Source organism: Actinomyces massiliensis 4401292, from assembly GCF_000269805.1.
GTDB lineage: Bacteria > Actinomycetota > Actinomycetes > Actinomycetales > Actinomycetaceae > Actinomyces > Actinomyces massiliensis.
Genome location: NZ_JH711481.1, coordinates 1151496 through 1169658 on the forward strand (window position 1 = coordinate 1151496; position 18163 = coordinate 1169658).

At 69.9% G+C, this 18163-nt stretch carries 12 protein-coding genes; 8 read left to right on the forward strand and 4 right to left on the reverse strand.

Features of this window, described 5'->3' with window-relative positions:
• The first annotated feature begins 99 nt into the window (after positions 1–99).
• Together W5W_RS0104915 and W5W_RS0104920 are read left to right on the forward strand one after the other, a co-directional pair.
• A complete protein-coding gene (locus W5W_RS0104915) occupies positions 100–2622 on the forward strand; it encodes a bifunctional lysylphosphatidylglycerol flippase/synthetase MprF (protein ID WP_017194588.1) in 2523 nt (840 codons plus the stop codon).
• Complete coding sequence (locus W5W_RS0104920; protein WP_017194589.1) at positions 2615–4000, forward strand: alpha/beta hydrolase; 1386 nt, start codon at positions 2615–2617, stop codon at positions 3998–4000. Before W5W_RS0104915 ends, W5W_RS0104920 begins: the two co-directional genes overlap by 8 nt.
• 794 nt (positions 4001–4794) lie before the next feature.
• Here the strand turns inward: W5W_RS0104920 and W5W_RS0104925 are convergent.
• The 3 genes from W5W_RS0104925 to W5W_RS0104935 form a co-directional block, all read right to left on the reverse strand.
• Entirely contained in the window at positions 4795–5865 is a 1071-nt protein-coding gene (locus W5W_RS0104925; RefSeq protein ID WP_008729438.1) for an alpha/beta hydrolase, read from the reverse strand.
• Entirely contained in the window at positions 5862–7049 is a 1188-nt protein-coding gene (gene metX, locus W5W_RS0104930; RefSeq protein WP_008729442.1) for a homoserine O-acetyltransferase MetX, read from the reverse strand. Before metX ends, W5W_RS0104925 begins: the two co-directional genes overlap by 4 nt.
• A 257-nt stretch (positions 7050–7306) precedes the next feature.
• Positions 7307–8653 (reverse strand): O-acetylhomoserine aminocarboxypropyltransferase/cysteine synthase family protein, encoded by a 1347-nt coding sequence (locus W5W_RS0104935; RefSeq protein WP_017194591.1) that lies wholly within the window; start codon positions 8651–8653, stop codon positions 7307–7309.
• Positions 8654–9006: 353 nt separating this feature from the next.
• Here W5W_RS0104935 and W5W_RS16805 point away from each other — a divergent pair, with 353 nt between their 5' ends.
• On the forward strand, positions 9007–10782 hold the full coding sequence (locus W5W_RS16805) for an NlpC/P60 family protein (RefSeq protein ID WP_017194592.1): 1776 nt from the start codon (positions 9007–9009) through the stop codon (positions 10780–10782).
• A gap of 1067 nt (positions 10783–11849) precedes the next feature.
• Here W5W_RS16805 and W5W_RS0104945 read toward each other — a convergent pair.
• Positions 11850–12359: an inorganic diphosphatase gene (locus W5W_RS0104945; protein ID WP_008729901.1), complete on the reverse strand. Its 510-nt coding sequence runs from the start codon at positions 12357–12359 to the stop codon at positions 11850–11852.
• A 162-nt stretch (positions 12360–12521) separates the two neighbouring features.
• Here W5W_RS0104945 and dacB point away from each other — a divergent pair, with 162 nt between their 5' ends.
• From dacB to W5W_RS0104970, 5 genes are all read left to right on the forward strand, one after another.
• Positions 12522–13919 (forward strand): D-alanyl-D-alanine carboxypeptidase/D-alanyl-D-alanine endopeptidase, encoded by a 1398-nt coding sequence (gene dacB / locus W5W_RS0104950; RefSeq protein WP_017194593.1) that lies wholly within the window; start codon positions 12522–12524, stop codon positions 13917–13919.
• A gap of 100 nt (positions 13920–14019) precedes the next feature.
• Positions 14020–15162, forward strand: a complete 1143-nt coding sequence (locus W5W_RS0104955) for a zinc-dependent metalloprotease (RefSeq protein ID WP_017194594.1) — start codon at positions 14020–14022, stop codon at positions 15160–15162.
• A 102-nt stretch (positions 15163–15264) separates the two neighbouring features.
• Complete coding sequence (gene hpt / locus W5W_RS0104960; RefSeq protein WP_008729904.1) at positions 15265–15819, forward strand: hypoxanthine phosphoribosyltransferase; 555 nt, start codon at positions 15265–15267, stop codon at positions 15817–15819.
• Positions 15820–16102: 283 nt separating this feature from the next.
• Positions 16103–16771: an AIM24 family protein gene (locus tag W5W_RS0104965; protein ID WP_008729906.1), complete on the forward strand. Its 669-nt coding sequence runs from the start codon at positions 16103–16105 to the stop codon at positions 16769–16771.
• A gap of 409 nt (positions 16772–17180) precedes the next feature.
• Positions 17181–18005: a hypothetical protein gene (locus W5W_RS0104970; RefSeq protein ID WP_008729895.1), complete on the forward strand. Its 825-nt coding sequence runs from the start codon at positions 17181–17183 to the stop codon at positions 18003–18005.
• Positions 18006–18163: the final 158 nt, after the last annotated feature.

Consider the following 18163-nt stretch of genomic DNA (forward strand, 5'->3'; position numbering starts at 1 on the left):
GGTCGTCGTCCGGCGCGCATCCTTCCTCACAACCAGGGGCGCGGTCCGCTCCTCCGCTAGGCGGAGGCTGTCCCCGGGCCGATCCGCAATGATGTGTCCATGTCGACCCAGGACGCCTCCCACTCCGCCCGATACACAATGCGTTTATCGCCGCGCATGGCCGCCAGTGCCCGCACCACCCTCACCTGGTTGCGCAGCGGACGCGTCTCCTCCGCACTCGCGGCTCTCCTCATGCTCAGCACGGCAGTACTGGCCGCTATCGGCCACGCCTCGCCTCTGCATGTCCTGAGCAACCCTTTTGCGGCCGACCTCTCCCATCCGCTGCGCCTGTGGAGTCTGCTGACCGCCTGGGCGGGCGCGACCCGCCTCAGCCCCCTGATAGGGGCCCTCACCCTGCTCACCGCCGGCATCGCCCTCGAGCGGTTCATCGGTCGCCGACGCCTCGTCCTGGCAGCCTTCCTTCCGCATGCGATCGGCGTCGGCATCGCCCTTGTCGCCCACCCTCTCATCAGCGCCGTCGCACCCACATGGGGCCACGCCACGAACCACTACCAGATCTCGGGAGCGCCGCTCCTCCTCCTGGGCCCCCTGCTCGCCTCGACGGAGCTGATGAACCACACCTGGAGCCGCCGCACCCGCGTGGGCGTCCTCGTCTTCCTCGCCGTGGAGACCGCCGTCACCGGGACTCCGGGCGCCCTCGCCCGCCTCGCCACCGCCGTCGCGGGTCTGCTCCTGGGAATGGTCGCCTGGCGCAGGTCGGTCTCCGCGGTGCGGTTGGCGCGCACGCGCAGATCGTCCCGGAATCTCCTGTCGCTGCTCGTCGCCTGCTGGACGCTCACACTGACGCTGGCCACCGTCACGCACACGGACTTCGGTCCGCTGGCCAGCGTCCGCTACGGCGTCGTCCCGGGGCCCGAGGGCCCGCAGCCGGCCACCGGAGCCGTCATCCTCAGCCTCATGCCGCTCCTCCTCCAGCTCGCCCTGGCCGACGGTCTGCGCCGAGGGCGTCGCGCAGCCGCCCTGGGCACGATCCTCCTTCAGAGCTTCCTGGCACTGTGCTCGATCATGTCGGTCAACGCCCTGGCGGTCAGCGATGGCGACACCGCTGCCGACAACACATCCGGTCCGGTGGTCATCGCCACCTCATCCGGTTCCTGGGACAGCCCCTACCACATCGTCATGCCGGTCATGCTCAACCTCGGCATCGTGCTGCTGGTCGTGTGGAACCGCGAGCACCTGGGGCTGCACACCCGTTCCGGAGTCGTGCTCAAGGCGATCGGGACCTGGGCGGTCGGCGCGCTCATCTGCGCCGTGGCCAGCGTCGGCCTGGGCATGGCCGTCGCGGCGGACTTCATGCCCGCGGCGACTCCTCTGGATCTGATCATCGACTTCCTCATACGACTCCTGCCGACCGCCGCCGAGGGCCTGCTCATCCCACCGCTGACACCGACGGGACCGCTGGCGAGCCTGTCGGCCTGGTTCTTCCCGATCCTCGCCTGGAGCATCGCCGTCGTGTGCACCTGGGCGGCCCTGACCAAGCCCGCGATCACCCCCAGCGTCAACCACGAGGACCTCGTGGCCCTGGTGCGGGCGCGCGGCGCGGGCACGCTGGGCTGGATGCTCAGCTGGCCCGGCAATGAAGCGTGGATCGCCGATGACAGGCGCACCGGTTTCGCCTATCGCGCCGGATCCGGGGTCGCCCTGACGCTGGGGGACCCCGTCGCCTCCGGACCCGAGGGGGCCAAGGCCGCGGTCGAGGGCTTCACCGCCTTCGCCACGGATGCCGGACTGGTGCCCGCCCTGTACTCCGTGCACGAGCCCACCATGCTCGCCGCCCGCGAGCAGGGGTGGACGGTTCTGCAGGTCGCCGAGGAGGCCGTCATCGACCTGCCCGACCTCGCCTTCAAGGGCAAGGCGTTCCAGGACGTGCGCACCGCCCTCAACCACTCGCGCCGCGAGGGCATCACCGCGGAGTGGACCACGTGGCGCACCGCCCCGGAGGGGCGCCGTGATCAGATTCGCGCGATCTCTCAGGGCTGGGTCGGGGAGAAGGCCCTGCCCGAGATGGGCTTCACGCTCGGCGGCCTGAATGAGATCGACGACGACGACACGCGACTGCTGCTCGCCGTCGACGAGAGCGGAACCGTCCACGCGGTGACCTCCTGGATGCCGGTGCATCGCAACGGCGAGGTGATCGGCTTGACCCTGGATCTCATGCGCCGTCGGGAGGGCGGCTGGCGTCCGGCCATCGAGTTCCTCATCGCCCGCGCCGCCCAGGACGCCCAGGCCGAGGGGCTGGAGGTGCTCTCGCTGTCGGGGGCGCCGCTGGCCCGTTCCGGAACCTCCGGCGACCTGACCGGGGACGGGACCGACGACGTCGGCGCCTCCCGCTTCGACCCGCTGCTGGATCTGCTGGCCTCGCTGCTCGAGCCCGCTTACGGCTTCGGATCGCTGCACGCCTTCAAGCGGAAGTTCAAACCGCGCAAGGTTCCCATGTATCTGGCCGTGCCCGACGTCGTGGACCTGGCCGCCGTCGGCGTTGCGATCGGGCGCGCGTATGTTCCCGACCTGACGCCGGCCCAGACGGCGCGTTTCGCTCAGGTGCTCGTGGCGCATGATTGAGGCTCTCGCCGGGGTGCTCGGCGCTGTTCACCTGCGCCAGCCGTGGCTGGGCGGTGCGTGCCTGGCCTTCATCGCCGTCCTCGCCCTCGCCCTGTGGGCGGCGTGGACCCGTCACCTGCCCTGGCGCCGTCAGCTGGCGGCGCCGGCGGCGGGGCTGGGGGTCGCCCTGATCAGCTGGGGCGCGGTGGATCTGGTGTGGCGGCCGGTGGCCGATGGCGTGAAGACGGTGGTGTGGCTCTGGGTGGGCCTGTCCGTCACCGTGATCGTCCAGGTGCTGCTGGGCGGCAGCGCCCAGGCGGACCGTGATCGCGTGCATCAGTGGAAGCGGCGGCTGGTGCGCGTGGTCGGATCGGGCACGAGCATCGCGGCGACGGTGGCGACGGCCTTCCTGGCCATCAATGCGTTCTTCGCGGCCTTCCCCACGCTGGCGGCGGTGTTCGGCATGGGCGTGGCGACGACGCCCTTGGCCGCGCTGCCCGCAGCGGCGGGTCAGCCCCGGGCCCCGCAGCGGGGCGAGGGGCCGCTGGCGGCGTCGTGGAGCGCTCCCGGCGACATGCCCGCGCACGGCGAGGTGGTCACGGCGGAGATTCCCGCGGGCGACCAGTCCGGTACGCGGGGTTTCAAGCCCCGGGACGCCGTGATCTACCTTCCGCCGGCCTATCTGACGGAGCAGCGGCCGGCCCTGCCGGTGGTCGTTGCGCTCACGGGGCAGCCCGGAAGTCCCTCGGACTGGTACGAGCTGGGCGCCCTCAAGGACACGCTCGACGCCTACGCGGAGGCGCACGACGGCCTGGCGCCGGTGGTCGTGGTCGCCGACCTGCTCGGCACTCCCTACCGCAACCCCCTGTGCTCCGACACCGTGCGCGGCGGGAGGGTGGCGACCTATCTTGAGCGCGACGTTCCGGCCTGGATACGCGACAACCTGCAGGTGGACCCCGATCCCTCGCACTGGGCGGTCGCGGGGCTGTCCAACGGCGGGACCTGCGCGCTGCAGGTGGTCAGCCGGTCTCCGCAGGTGTACCCGACTTTCTTGGCGATGAGCGCGGAGGAGCATCCGAGCCTGGGCTCCGAGGAGCGGACGGTGGAGGTGGGCTTCGACGGCGATCGGGCGGCCTATGAGGCCAACGACCCGCTCTCGATCATGGCGGCAGCACCGGCGGGCCGGTACGCCGGCGTGGAGGGGATCGTGTCCGTCGGGCGCGACGACGAGGAGTACGCGCCCGTGGCGCCCGTGCTGGCGGACGCCGCGACGCAGGCGGGCATGAGCGTCTCGCAGCGCGACTACGCCGGCAGGCACACCTGGGCGACGTGGTCGGTGGCGATGGCGGACCAGATGGAGTGGCTCGGTCGTCGCCTGGGGATTACGCAGGCCGCCTGACACCCGCGTCGAGATCGGTCGAGTTCCGCGTCGAGATCGGTCGTACTCCGCGTCGAGATCGGTCCGGTTCCGGCTTGAGATCGGTCCGGTTCCGGCTCGAGATCGGTTCGGTTTTGTGTTGGGGTTGTGGTGTGTGAGGGCATCTGGGGCGGGTGCGTGTGTGGGGTGTGGTGGTTTCCGGTGGTGTGGTTTTTGGGGTTGGGGGTCTTGTGAGGTGGGTTGGATGGCCGTGGGGTGGCTCTGCCGGTGTCCTCGTGGCTTCCGTGTGCCGGATGGTGGGTGTTGCACACTCGTGTGCATTCGGCGTTGGTGGGAGCAGCGGAATCGTGCGGAACAGCAAAGTCAGTAGCGGGCGCGGTCCTGTTCCCATGTGCGTAGACCCCCTAGGTGCACATGGGAGCAAGACCGCCGCGCGCGATGATCGCTGGAAAATTCCGTCATTCCAACAAGAACCAGCCTCGCCCTACAGAGGCCCCAGCCTCCCATGTGCAACATCGAAGACGACCGACGCCCGCCAGGTACACCCGCCACGTCCCGCATTGAGATCGGTCCGGTTCCGGTTCGAGATCGGTCCGGCTCAGCCTGGCCGGCCCGACGTCGAGGCACGCACGACGAGCTCGAGGGCGAAAGCCGCATGCCGCACCTCGGAACCATCAACACACAGCAGACCTGCGGAACCGGACCGATCTCGGCACGGGTTACGACCGATCTCGAGCCGGAATGCGACCGATCTCGAGGCGGAAGTGGACCGATCTCGGCACGGGTTACGACCGATCTCGGCAAAAATGAGCGGCTCAGCGCAGGACGTAGCCGCCGAGCCACCGCCGCATGGCAGAGAAGACCTGCTCTCGCACGGGCGGAGCCGACAGCACCAGGTCGTGCACGCCGCCGTCGAAGCGGGCCACCGTCACGAGCTTGCCCAATCCGATGGCGCGGCGGGCCGTCCCGTCGGCATCGACGATCGTGTCGGTCCGCCGCGAGTCCTCGGTCCACGTCACTCCCAGGTGGCTGCGCGCCGATCCCATCGACAGGACGGGGCAGCGGATGTCGAGCCCGGCGGCCACGCGCGCCTGCCCGGCCAGAATGGCCAGCAGCCAGCCGGGTCGGATCGGGGCCGAGGGGAGGAACGACCACCCGGGCTCGATATGCCAGCCGGTGACGTAGGGATCCTCCGCCCAGGCGGGATCCGGCAGTTCGCCGTCGCGCTCCTTCCAACCGTCGGTGATGCAGAAGAGGGTCTCGGGCGCATAGGTGGGCGTGGGGATCGACATGCGCGGGTCTCGCCGCGCCAGCGTCCTGAGCACCGGCTCGCCGACCATGCGCACCAGCTCGGATCCCTGGAGCTCCAGCCACGCCGAGTTCAGCATGAGCGCCGTCAGGGCCCCGGGGTGCCGGTCGGCCCACAGGCAGGCGGTGAGGCCGCCGGCGGAGTGCCCGCACATGACGACGTCGGTCTCCCAACCGCGCTCGGAGCGGATGGCCGCCAAGGCCAGGCTGATCTCCTCGTCGTAGTCGGTCAGCGAGGTGATCCACCCCGGCATCTGCCCCTCGCGCAGGGAACGCCCGTAGCGGCGCAGGTCCAGGGCGTAGAAGGCTCCGCCCAGGCGCGAGATCTGGCGCGCCAGCTCGGTCTGGAAGAAGTAGTCGTTCCAGCCGTGGAGGTAGAGCAGGGCGAAGGTCGGCGTCGTCGGGGTGCCCGGCAGGGCGGCGGGGTCCGAGACCGGCACGTGCCGCACCAGCGTGGCGACGGCGCCGTCGTCCTCCTCATCGGGCAGGAGCTCGAGCGTGCGCGCCTCGAAGCCGGGGCCGAGCACGTCGGGGCCCCAGGCGTCGGTCGGTGCAGGGGCCGGAGCGGGCTCGCTCATGCCTCGGCTTCCGATTCGGCCAGGAAACGGCGCAGGACGGCCTCCATCTGGCCGGTCTCGATGAGGAAGCCGTCGTGCCCGTGCAACGAGTGCACGGTTTCGCGATGGGCTCCCGGGATGCCGTCTGCGAGCTCCTCCGCCTGGGCCGGCTGGAAGAGGCGGTCGGAATCGACGTCGATCACGAGGGTGCGGGCGGTGACGGTGCTCAGCGCGGCCTGGATGCCTCCCCGCCCGGTGCCGACGTCGTGGACCATCATCGAGTGGGTGACGATGAGGTAGGTGTTGGCGTCGAAGCGGGCCAGCAGTTTGCCGGCGTGGTAGTCGAGGTAGGACTCGATCTGGTAGCGGCCGCCGACGGCGGGGTCCTCCTCGCCCTGATGGGCCCGTCCGAAGCGGGTGTCGAGTTCGGCGGCGCTGCGGTAGGTCGTGTGCGCCAGCGCCCGGGCCAGGCCCAGGCCCCGTACGGGGCCGACGGCGTGGGAGTAGTAGTCGCCGTCGAAGAAGAAGGGGTCCGCCACGATGGCGAGCTCCTGGAGGTGGCACCAGGCGAGCTGGTCGGCGGTGGTCGAAGCGCCGGTGGCCACGAGCACCAGGTTGCGTACCCGCTGCGGGTGGCTGACGGCCCATTCGATGGCGCGGTGCCCGCCCAGGGAGGCGCCGACGACCAGGTGGAAGGCATCGATTCCCAGGGCGTCCGCCAGGCGCGTCTCGGCTGCGACGGCATCGCGTGTGGTCAGCCATGGGAAGCGCGAGCCCCAGGGGCGGCCGTCGGGTGCGATGGAGGAGGGGCCGGTCGAGCCCTGGCACCCGCCCAGGATGTTGGCGGCGACGACGAAGTAGCGGTCGGTGTCGATGGCCCGGCCGGGGCCGATCAGGGCGCTCCACCAGCCCGGGGTGGGGTGGCCGGGGCCGGCCTCGCCGGTCACGTGGGAGTCGCCGGTCAGCGCATGCAGGACCAGGACGGCGTTGTCGTGCTCGGGGGTCAGCTCGCCCCAGGTCTCGAAGGCGAGGTGGGTATCGGGCAGAACCTCGCCGGACTCCAGGGGCAGGTCGCCGATCTCCACGAAGCGGCGGTGGCCGGGGTCGTCGCCGGGACGCCATGCGCCGGTGGGGGAGCCCGCTTTGCGGTCCACGAGCTTGAGGGCCGCAGTGCCGACGCCGGGGGCGGGAGGTGGCGAGCTCATGGCCGTCATCGTATCGCGATGGGGCGCGGTTCCCGATTCCTGGGATGCCGGCTTCCGGGTGTCCGAGGGGGCGACGTCGAGATCGGTCCGAAGAACCGATCTCGAGCCGGAAGTGGACCGATCTCGAGCCGGAAGTGGACCGATCTCGAGACGGAGTGGGACCGATCTGGGTGCGGAGATGGACCGATCTCGAGCCGGAAGCGGACCGATCTCGAGCCGGAGTTCGACCGATCTCGGCGCGGGTGGGCAGCGGCGCGTTAGCGCGCGGCGGCGTTCAGGCCCCGCTCGAGGTCGGCGATGATGTCGTCGATGTGCTCGATGCCGATGCTCAGGCGCACCGTGCCGGCGTTGATGCCCGCCTTGGCCAGGCCGGCGTCGTCGAGTTGGGAGTGGGTCGTGGTCGCCGGGTGGGCGCACAGCGAGCGGACGTCGCCGATGTTGGCGAGGTTGGAGAACAGGCTCAGGGCGTCGATTAAGGCCGCCCCCGCCTCGCGTCCGCCGGCCAGGTCGAAGGCGAAGACGCTGCCGGCGCCGCGCGGGCAGTACCTGCGGTGCAGGTCGTAGTACGGGCTGGACTCCAGGCCGGAGTAGCGCACCTCGGCCACCTCGGGACGGTCCTGAAGCCATCGGGCCGCCGCCAGGGCGTTGTCGACGTGACGCTCCATGCGCAGCGACAGCGTTTCGACGCCCTGGGCGAGGAGGAAGGCATTGAATGGGCTGGCGGCGAAGCCGAAGTCGCGCTGCCCCCTGGTGTGGGCCTTGAGGATGAAGGCCAGGTTGGCGCCCATCGCCCCGTCCACCCCGAGGTCGCGGGCGTAGACGAGTCCGTTGTACGAGGGGTCGGGGGTGTTGAAGCCGGGGAAGCGCTCGGGATGGGCGGCGTAGTCGAAGTTGCCCGAATCGACGATGACGCCGGCCACCGATGAGCCATGGCCGCCCAGGAACTTCGTGGCCGACTCCACCACGATGTCGGCGCCCCATTCGATGGGCCGGGTCAGGTAGGGCGATGCCATGGTGTTGTCCACGACGAGCGGGACGCCCAGGTCGTGAGCGGCCGCGGCGATGGGCTCGATGTCGAGGATGTCCCCCTTGGGGTTGGGGATCGACTCGCCGAAGAAGCAGGTGGTGGTCTCGTCGGCCGCGGCGGTCCAGGAGGCGGGGTCTGCCGGGTCGTCCACGAAGTGGGTGGTGATTCCGAGCTCGGGCAGGGTGTGGGTCAGGAGGTTGATGGTGCCGCCGTACAGCGATGGCGAGGCCACGATGGAGCTGCCCGCGCCGCCGAGCGTGAGGAAGGTCAGGGTTTCTGCGCCCATGCCGGAGGCGACCAGGTGCGCGCCCACTCCGCCTTCGAGTGCGGCGATGCGGGCGGCGACGGTCTGGTTGGTGGGGTTGTCGAGGCGCGTGTAGATCGGGCCCAGTGAGCGCAGGGCGAAGCGGTCGGCGGCCTCGGCGGCGTCGGGGAAGACGAAGGACGTCGACTGGTAGATGGGGATCGCCCGCGCTCCGGTGACGGCGTCGGGGGTGTGCCCGGCCTGGACCTGCTTGGTCTCGAAGCGCCACCCCTGCGGGTCGGCGGCGGTGGGAGGGGTGGTGCCGGTGGGCATGTGGTGCTCCTTCGCGTGGGTTTGCCTGGGTTGCGCGGGTTCGCGCGGGCGGCCGGGCGCGCTGCGCTCACCGTAGCGGGAGCGATCCGCATCGGCATCCCGGTTCCACCACTGGCGCCCGCGCACAACTCGCTAGCAGTTCGCACGGCCTCGCCTGGGCCTTGTGAGGGAACTCATCGCGACGGCTCGGAGGGTGCGTCGTCGCGGGATTGCGGTGAGAACAGGGATTCCGGGCGGTGTTACTGGTGTGAAACCTGATGTGCTTGTTTCTCTGTGGGGCTCGTGCGACTATTGTGCTCATTGATCCAGGACGCGTCCATCAAAGCGACGCGCCATGACATGACGGAGAACTTGTGAGCCTGACCCATCGCACGCGGCGACCGCGCGGTGCCGTGCGCCTCACTGGGCTGACCGGTGAGCGCTTCGGTACTGCTCTGGCCGCCCTCACTCTCACTGTGGCGCTCATGCCGTCGGTGAGCCCCACTGCCCTTGCCGACGAAGTGACGAAGCAGGATGTTGACCAGTCCAAGACGGCTGAGGGCGGCGCATCCACGTCGATCGCCGACCTCGAAGCCCAGCTCAGCCAGCTCAATGTCGATCTCGACTCGGCGCGGCTGACCGCCCAGACGGCCACGGAGGACTACCTCGTGGCGGTCAACGACCTCGAGACCGCCACTTCGGACGCCGAGACCGCTCAGCAGACCGCCGTCGACGCGGCCGCGGACGTCAGTGCGGCGCGGGTGGAGCTGGGCGCCGTCGTCTCCCAGACCTATGAGGAGGGCAACACCGGCCCGCTCGACGCTCTGGCCCCGTTCCTGACGACTCAGTCGATGGGGGACATCTCCGATGTCAGCGTCACCCTGGAGAGCATCGGGGCCAGCGCCGATTCCCGGGTGCAGAAGGTCGAGGCCTGTCAGGCGGCCGCGGATACCGCGCAGACGCTGGCCGATCAGAAGGTCACCGACAAGCAGACTGCGGCCACCGAGGCGGAGAACGCCAAGAACACCGCCACCACTGCGGTGACGACGGCGGAGACGGCCGTCACGGAGACCGAGACCAAGCGGTCCGGCCTCATCACGAAGCTGGCCGTGCAGCGCAACACGACCTATGAGCTCGAGGTCAAGTACCAGGACAAGGTCGAGACCGAGCGCAAGGCCCGTGAGGAGTCGGCCGCCAGGGAGGCCGTAGGGGTTCCCGCTTCGTCCTCGGCTCCTAAGGACCCCGGGGAGGCCGTGCCGACGGCATCGGCCTCGCCGACCGCTGAGACCGAGCCGACGTCCGGGGCGACGCCGACTGGTGCGCCGAGCGCTGAGCCGACTGCAGAGCCATCTGCGCAGCCGACCCAGGTCCCTGAGCCCACGCGGAGCGCCGAGCCCACTGCCGACCCCACGCGGAGCGCCGGGCCGACCAATGACCCCACTCCCGCCCCCACTCCGACTGCGGAGCCGACTTCCGAGCCCACACGGACTGCTGGGCCGACGGCCGGGCCGACGCCATCCGCCAAGCCGAGTGCTGAGCCGACCCCGGAGCCCACGCGGAACGCCGAGCCGACGGCCGGGCCGACGCCATCCGCCAAGCCGAGTGCTGAGCCGACCCCGGAGCCCACGCCGAGCGCTGAGCCGACTGCCGAGCCGACTCAGGCCCCGGAGCCCGAGCAGACTCCCGAGGCGCCGGCCGCCGAACCCGAGCCGGACGCCGAGGAGCCCGCGCCGGAGCCCGAGGAGGATGCTGAGGAGCCGGCCCCGGAGCCCGAGCACGTCTACGGTGCGGGTGCCGACACCGCGATCGCCGCGGCCCAGGAGTACCTCGGTGTGCCTTACGTGTGGGCCGGTGAATCATTCGACGGCGTCGACTGCTCCGGTCTGACGATGCTCGCCTACCAGTCCGCAGGGGTGGACCTCACGCACTCCTCGCGTGTGCAGTACGGAGAGGGCGAGCAGGTCGATCTGGCTGATGCGCAGCCCGGCGACCTCGTCTTCTGGTCCTCCGACGGCAGCCAGGAGGGCATCTACCACGTCGCCATCTACCTGGGCGACGATCAGATGATCGAGGCTCCGACCTTCGGCATTCCCGTTCGTATCACCGAGATGCGCTACGCCGACATCATGCCTTACGCCGTGCGCCCCTGACGGGCTGCGGACTCGCGCCCCGGCAGCGCCGGCTGTGAAGCACCGACGCGTCGCCCCCTGCCTCTCTTGAGGCAGGGGGCGACGTCGTCTCGGCGGGGTCCGCCGGGGCTAGTCAGGCCTGCGAGCCGAACTCCGCCGAGATCGGTTCGGTTCCGCGTCGAGATCGGTTGCTCTCCGGCTCGAGATCGGTCGTAACCCGTGCCGAGATCGGTCCGCTTCCGGTTCGAGATCGGTTGCTCTCCGGCTCGAGATCGGTCGTAACCCGTGCCGAGATCGGTCCGCTTCCGGTTCGAGATCGGTCGCTCTCCGCGTCGAGATCGGTCCGGTTTTGTGTTGGGGTTGTGGTGTGTCAGGGCGCCTGGGACGGGGTGCGTGTGTGGGGTGTGGTGGTTTTCGGGGTTGGGAGTCGTGTGGGCTGGACGGCCGGGGGGGCTCTGCCGGCGTCCTCGTGACCCTCGTGGACAGGGGGTGGCGGGTGTGTTGCACACTCGCGTGCATCCGGCGTCGGTGGGAACCACGGAATCATGCGGAACAGCACTATCAGTAGTGGTCGCGGTCCTGTTCCCATGTGCGTAGACCCCCCTGACCGCACATGGGAGCCCGACCGCCACACACAGTTATCACCGGAAGATCCCGTCATTCCAACAAAAAACAGCCCCCGCCCTACAGGGGCCCCAGCCTCCCATGTGCAACATCGAAGACAACCAACACCCGCCAGGTATCACCCGCCACGCCCCGCACCGAGATCGGTCCGCTTCCGGTTCGAGATCGGTCCGGCTCAGCCTGACCAAACCGACGTCGAGGCGCGCACGACGAGCTCGAGAGCGAAAGCCACATGCCGCACCTCGGAACCATCGGAGAGCAGCAGACCCGTGGAAACTCGACCGATCTCGAGCCGGAGTGCGACCGATCTCGGTGCGGAGATGGACCGATCTCGCGGCGGAGATGGACCGATCTCGAGCCGGAGTACGACCGATCTCGATGCGGAAGCGGACCGATCTCGGCGAAGGGGTGCGCGGGCGCGGTCAGGGCCGGCCAGGGTCAGGGCCGGCCAGGGGCGGGCGCGGTCAGTGGCTCTCGGGGCTCTCGCGGGCGATCCGCTCGGCCTCGCGCTCGTAGGAGCGCCGAATCTCCTCCTCGGCCTCCTCGCGGCCGACCCAGTGAGCGCCCTCCACGCTCTTCCCGGGCTCGAGGTCCTTGTAGACCTCGAAGAAGTGCTGAATCTCCAAGCGGTGGAACTCGGAGACGTCCTCGATGTCGGTGCGCCAGGAGGCGCGCTGATCCGCGGACGGGACGCACAGGACCTTGTCGTCGCCGCCCTTCTCGTCGCGCATGCGGAACATGCCCAGGGCGCGACAGCGGATGAGGCAGCCGGGGAACGTGGGCTCCTCCAGCAGCACCAGCGCATCGAGCGGATCCCCGTCCTCGCCGAGCGTGCCGTCGATGAAGCCATAGTCATCCGGGTATCGCGTCGAGGTGAACAGCATGCGGTCCAGCATGATGCGGCCCGTGGCGTGATCCACCTCGTACTTGTTGCGGTTGCCCTTGGGGATCTCGATCGTGACGTCGAACTCCACGGGTCTCTCCTTACAGTAGTATCGGCTTCAGCCGTCCCAGTGGCACTAGTGTGGCCTACGACGGCGCTCCTGCGGGACATCCTACGGCCCGGTTCCCCGCGGCGGGGTCCCGGTCGCATCCGTGGGGCCGTCCGACCTGTGGGCCAACCCATTGGAGGAGATGTGCGCAAGGCTCAGATCGCGGCGCTCACTGTCGCCACGCTCGCCGTCGCGAGTGCCTACTACGGGCTCGCCGACTCCCTCGACCTCGTTCCGGGGCCGCTGAGCGCGGCCTCCAGCTCCTATCGTCCGCAGCCCTACCCCACGCCGTCGCCGCCGGCGGAGGAGTCGGGGACGCCGTCGGGGCTCGATGCCGATGCGCCGGCCCCCACGGCCGCGGCGCTGAACTCCATGGCCTCCACGCTGGCCTCGGATCCCATGGTCGGCAAGGGCACGACCGCCACCACCGTGATCGACGTCGCCACCGGCGAGACCCTGCTCGACGTCAACGGGGGGAGCGCGCTCACGCCGGCATCGTCCAACAAGGTCCTCACCGCCTGGGCGGCGCTGTCGGCGCTCGGCCCCGATCACACGCTGACGACCAAGGCGGTCGTGTCGGGAGGAACCGTCACACTGGTCGGCGGCGGGGATGTGCTGCTGGCGGCCGACGCCGGAGATCCGAGCGCCACCGTGGGGCACGCGGGCCTGGGCGACCTCGCCCGCAGCACCGCCGAGGCCCTGAAGGACAAGGGCGTCACCAGCGTCAGCGTCGCCCTGGACGACACCCTGTTCACCGGCCCCAGCTGGAACAGCAGTTGGGAGGACGGCAATCAGGCCTGGGTCGCCCCGATCCAGCCGATCATGCTCGACGTCACCGCCCACTCCCACAGCGGCGCCTATCCGAGCGACCCCGCGATGGAGGCCGCGAAGGCCTTCTCCGACCAGCTCACGGCCGCGGGCGTCGCGGTGACGGGCGACGTCACACGGGGCGCCGCCTCCTCGGACGCCTCCGAGCTCGCCTCCGTCGAGTCCGCGCCCCTGGCCGATGTCCTATCCGTATCCCTGAAGACCTCCGACAACACCATGACCGAGGTCGAGGGGCGCCTGGTCGCCATCGACGCGCACCGGGAGGCCACCTTCGAGGGGGCCACCGGGGCCGTGCTCGCCCAGCTGGGGACCGACGGTTTCGACACCACCGGCGTCACCATGCTCGACTGCTCGGGATTGGCGCTGGGGGACAAGGTCTCCAGCCGGCTCCTGGCGCAGATCATCGCCCGATCCGCGGGCGCCGACGGCGGCACCGTCGGGCGGACGCTGCTCACCGACCTGCCCGTGGGGGCGCTGGACGGCACGCTGGGGGATCGGTTCGAGGGAGTCGGGGGCGCGGGGACCGTGCGCGCCAAGACCGGGTCCCTGGGCACCACCGCATCCTTGACGGGGACGGTCGTGACCAAGGATGGGCGGCAGCTGGCCTTCGCGGTGATCGTCGACGACTTCGAGGACGGTGGTCTGACCTCGGCGCGCACGGCGATCGACAACGACTTCGTGATTCCACTGGCCGACTGCGGCTGCAGCGGCTGAGGCGGCCGAGCCGAGACAGTCGAGCTGAGACAGCAGAAACAGCCGACATAGCCGAGGCGGCCGAGATGGTTACAGGATGATCAGCGGGGACAATAGGCGGGTGAGCCCGAGTACCGCTTCCGCGCCGACCGCCGCCGACCTCGTCGACTGGGACGCCGCCGTGCGCCTGGCGCGCCTCGCCGTTCCCGCGGGTCCGCGTGTGCCCACGGCAACCCGCCGCGCGACCGTCGCCCTGCTGCACCGCAGCATCGTCGGCGCTACGCCCTGGGCCGGCCGTATCACCGGTCTGCCCGATGCCGCCCGGCACGCGGCCGCGACGGCCGAGGTCCTGGTGGTGGACCGCACGGGCCTCATGACCGCCTCAGCGGCCTGGCTGCGCGGGCTCATGAGGAATATGGGGGATAGGGGTATCGCCGCTCCCGACGTCGGTCGCGGCACGCGTGCACTCGCCACCGCCCACGTCGGCGCCGTCCTGGGATACATGTCCACCCGGCTCCTCGGCCAGGTCCTGCCCCCGCTCGGAGCCTCCGCCGGCACCCGACCCGGCGCCCGGCTGCTCCTGGTGGCGCCCAACGTTCTGGCGATCCGGCAGCGGCTCGACCTCGATGTCCTCGACCTGCCCGCCTGGATCACGCTCCACGAGGCCACGCATCTGATCCAGCTGAGCGCCGCGCCGTGGCTGGCCGAGCACCTTGTCGCTCAACTGGGCGCGGTCGTGCGCGGACTCGTTGACGCGAGCCGGCGCACGGCTTCCGGCAGGGCGGAGCGGTGCGCCCGACTCGCCCGGGCCGCCGCACGTGCGCGGAGCGCGGATGGGCGCCCGTCCGAACCGGCCGCCCTCCTGCTCGGCGGTCTCCTCGAACCGTCCGAGCGGGCCGCGCTGGCGCGCGTCGTCGCGCTCCTGACGCTGCTGGAGGGGCATGCGGAAGCGGTCCTCGACGCCGTCGATCCCAGCCGTATGCCCTCGGTCCACCGGTTGCGCGCCGTGCTGGCCCGCACGCGCCGCGATGCCGGTGATGCCGGCGGCGTCGGGCCCGGGTCGGGCTCGGGGTCGCTGCTGCACCATATGATCGGCATGGAAGCCAAGGAGGCCCAGTACGCCGACGGCGCGGCCTTCGTGCGCGCGGTCGTGGCGCGGGTGGGCCATGCGGGACTCAATGCGGTGTGGGCCGCGCCGGATCATCTGCCCCGGCCGGGTGAGCTCGCCCGGCCCGATCAGTGGATCGAGCGCCTCGGACTGTGATCTGACCGTGAAGGGCGAGGGCGGTCGCGTTATGGCAGGCTTGGCGGTGCCGGCAACCGCTTAGCACCGCTTACGACCGCTTACGCACATTGAGGAGCGCACATGGACGCCGCGGACATGGGACCCGACCTCGCGCAGGTCCTCATCACCGAGGAGCAGATCGCTCAACGCCTTGATGAGATGGCCGCCCGGATCGATGCCGACTACGAGGGGCGGGACCTGCTGCTGGTCGGCGTGCTCAAGGGAGCGGTCTACGTCATGGCCGATCTCTCACGGCGTCTGCACCGCAGTGCGCCCATGGACTGGATGGCCGTGTCCTCCTACGGGTCTGGAACCAAGTCCAGTGGCGTGGTGCGCATCCTGAAGGATCTCGACACCGACCTGACCGGTCGTCATGTCCTCATTGTGGAGGACATTATCGACTCCGGACTGACGCTGTCGTGGCTGGTGGGCAATCTGTCGAGCCGAGGGGCCGCCAGTGTTGAGATCGCGGCGCTCCTGCGCAAACCGGAAGCGGCCAAGGTGGAGGTGGACGTCAAGTACGTCGGCTTCGACATCCCCACCGAATTCGTTGTGGGCTACGGGCTGGATTATGCCGAGGAGTACCGGAACCTCTCCTTCATCGGAACGCTGCGCCCCGAGGTGTACGGGGGCTGAGCCCGCCGAGTCGGTCGAGGCCCTTGCGTCGAGATCGGTCCGCTTCCGCGTCGAGATCGGTCGTACTCCGCACCGAGATCGGTCCGGGGGGGGGCGGGACCCGCCTGCGGCGGCCGTTCCTCTCCGGGGCTCAAGATCGCCGGGATCGCCGGGCGAGGGCGTGAGTGCTGTGGGTACTGCTGCCCAAGACGTGACGCCGTTCCCTCCGATACTCTGTGCATGGAAGATTCCATTTCTGAAGATTCCATCACAGTGACAGTGAAACAGTGAATTGGAGCCCCTTATGCGCAGCCCCATCTTCGACCAGAACCACCGCGAGCAGGAGACCGGCCAGCGCTGGACGCTCCAGTCGGACAAGATGCTTCGCGTCGCTCTGGGCCCCGAGGTGCTCGCCGCTCAAGGCGCCATGGTTGCCTACCAGGGCGCCATGGACTTCTCCTACCAGGGCTCGAAGAACCTCAGCGGCATGCTCAAGAAGGCCGTGTCCGGGGAGGGAGGCAACCTCATGCGCGTGACCGGCCAGGGTGAGGTCTTCTTCGCCCGCGCCGCGCACAACGTCTTCCTCCTCCAGCTCGAGGGCGACGCCATCACCGTGAACACGCGCTCTCTGCTCGCCTTCGACGCCAACCTCGGCTACGACATCCGCCTCATCGGCAACGCCGGGATCCTCGCGGGCGGGCTGTTCAACCTCCTCGTCCAGGGGCAGGGGGTGGTCGCCGTCTCCTCCGACGGCCCGCCGATGCTCCTCGACTGCTCCCAGCAGCCCACCTTCGTCGACCCTCAGGCCGCGGTCTGCTGGTCCGCGAACCTTCAGCCGCAGGTCAAGAGCACCTTCAAGATGGGCTCTCTCATCGGCCGGGGCTCGGGGGAGTCCTTCCAGCTGGGCTTCCACGGCCCGGGCTTCGTCGTCGTCCAGCCGAGCGAGGGACAGCCGGTCGTCGCCGCCTCCTGAGTCCGCCGGGCCTTGAGGCTGTCCGCCGCGGCGGTCTAGGACTGTTGCTGACGGGATAAGGGTCCGCGTGATTCCGCCGTTGTGGGCCGCTGACCGATCTTGATGCCTGGTTCTAAGCCACCGCGATTGGCAGGGCGGGGCAGCCCGGCCGGCGCTGGACGCTCCAGACGGCGTGAGGCGAACCTGAGGCGAACTGCACTGTGATGTTCTTGCAACCTCGGGTACAGTACTGCAGCATGTGGTCCCGTCGTGGCGTCCCGGCCATGATATAAGGGCGACCACCCATCCCATCCCCGATTCCCCGATGCTCCGCCGCCGTTTACTACTGCTACCAGCTCTACCTTCTCTACCTACCTTCCAGTTCTTCCACTGCTTTTCGCAGCAACCACGACCGCAAAGGAGAGGCCTTATGATCCGTCATTTCGCTTCCCTCGCTGCGGTTCTCGCTGCTCTCGCGCTCGTGGCTGCACCCGAGCAGGCATTTGCCGCCGATGTCGCCGACGACACTCGAGGCGCCGCTTCCGAGCCGGTTCAGACCGCATCTGATTCCGCTGATTCCTCCCAGGTCGTGGCCTCCGAGCCGGTGCAGCCAGTACAGCCGGCGCAGGCTTCTGCGGCGGGGCAGGCAGGGCAGGCGGGGCATGGCCTCGGAACGCTTCCCACGTCCTCCTTCGCCCTGGAGTTCGACCCTTCCAATGACGACGGGAGCGGGGAGGCCCGCCCCGAGGGGCTGGCTCCTGATGACGAGACGGTGGATCCCGGCGACGAGACGCCTTCTCCTCCCGAGCAGCCCGAGCTCCCCGAGCCCGATCAGACATCGAGCCCGGCACCGCCGGCGGAGGAGGCTCCCGCGGCGCCGTCCGACATGCCGTCGGCTTCGGAGGAGACGCCCGAGTCGTCATCATCGAGCGAGGCCGATCCGGAGGAGACCCCCGCGCCCACGTCTTCGTCTTCGGGCTCGCCGTCGTCGGGGAGCGCCCCGACCTCCTCGTCCAGGACCTACGGATCGGATCCGGGCTACACGAGCGATTCGTCCTGGGAGGATGAGGGCTCCCAGTCCGATGCGTCGGCCAGCTCCGCCGTCGTCGCTCAGGACTCGTCGACCCGCACCATCGGTGGTCTGCTGGCCTTCACCGGCGCGGGTGCAGCACTCGTCCTGGCGGCACTGACCCTCCTGGCCCTCGGTCTGCTCATGCTGTGGCGCAGTCGGGTCGAGGAGCAGGCGCTTTTCTGAGGTTCTCAGGGCTTTTCATGAGGCCAGGGCGCTGCGTCGATGCCGCCGCCGTCCCAGCCGTCCGCGTGCCGCCGGTATGGCGGAGGCGCATCAATGCCGCTCTTCAGCGCCGCCCCTTCAGCGCCGCTCTGAGGATCGCGCCCAACTCGTTATCGTTT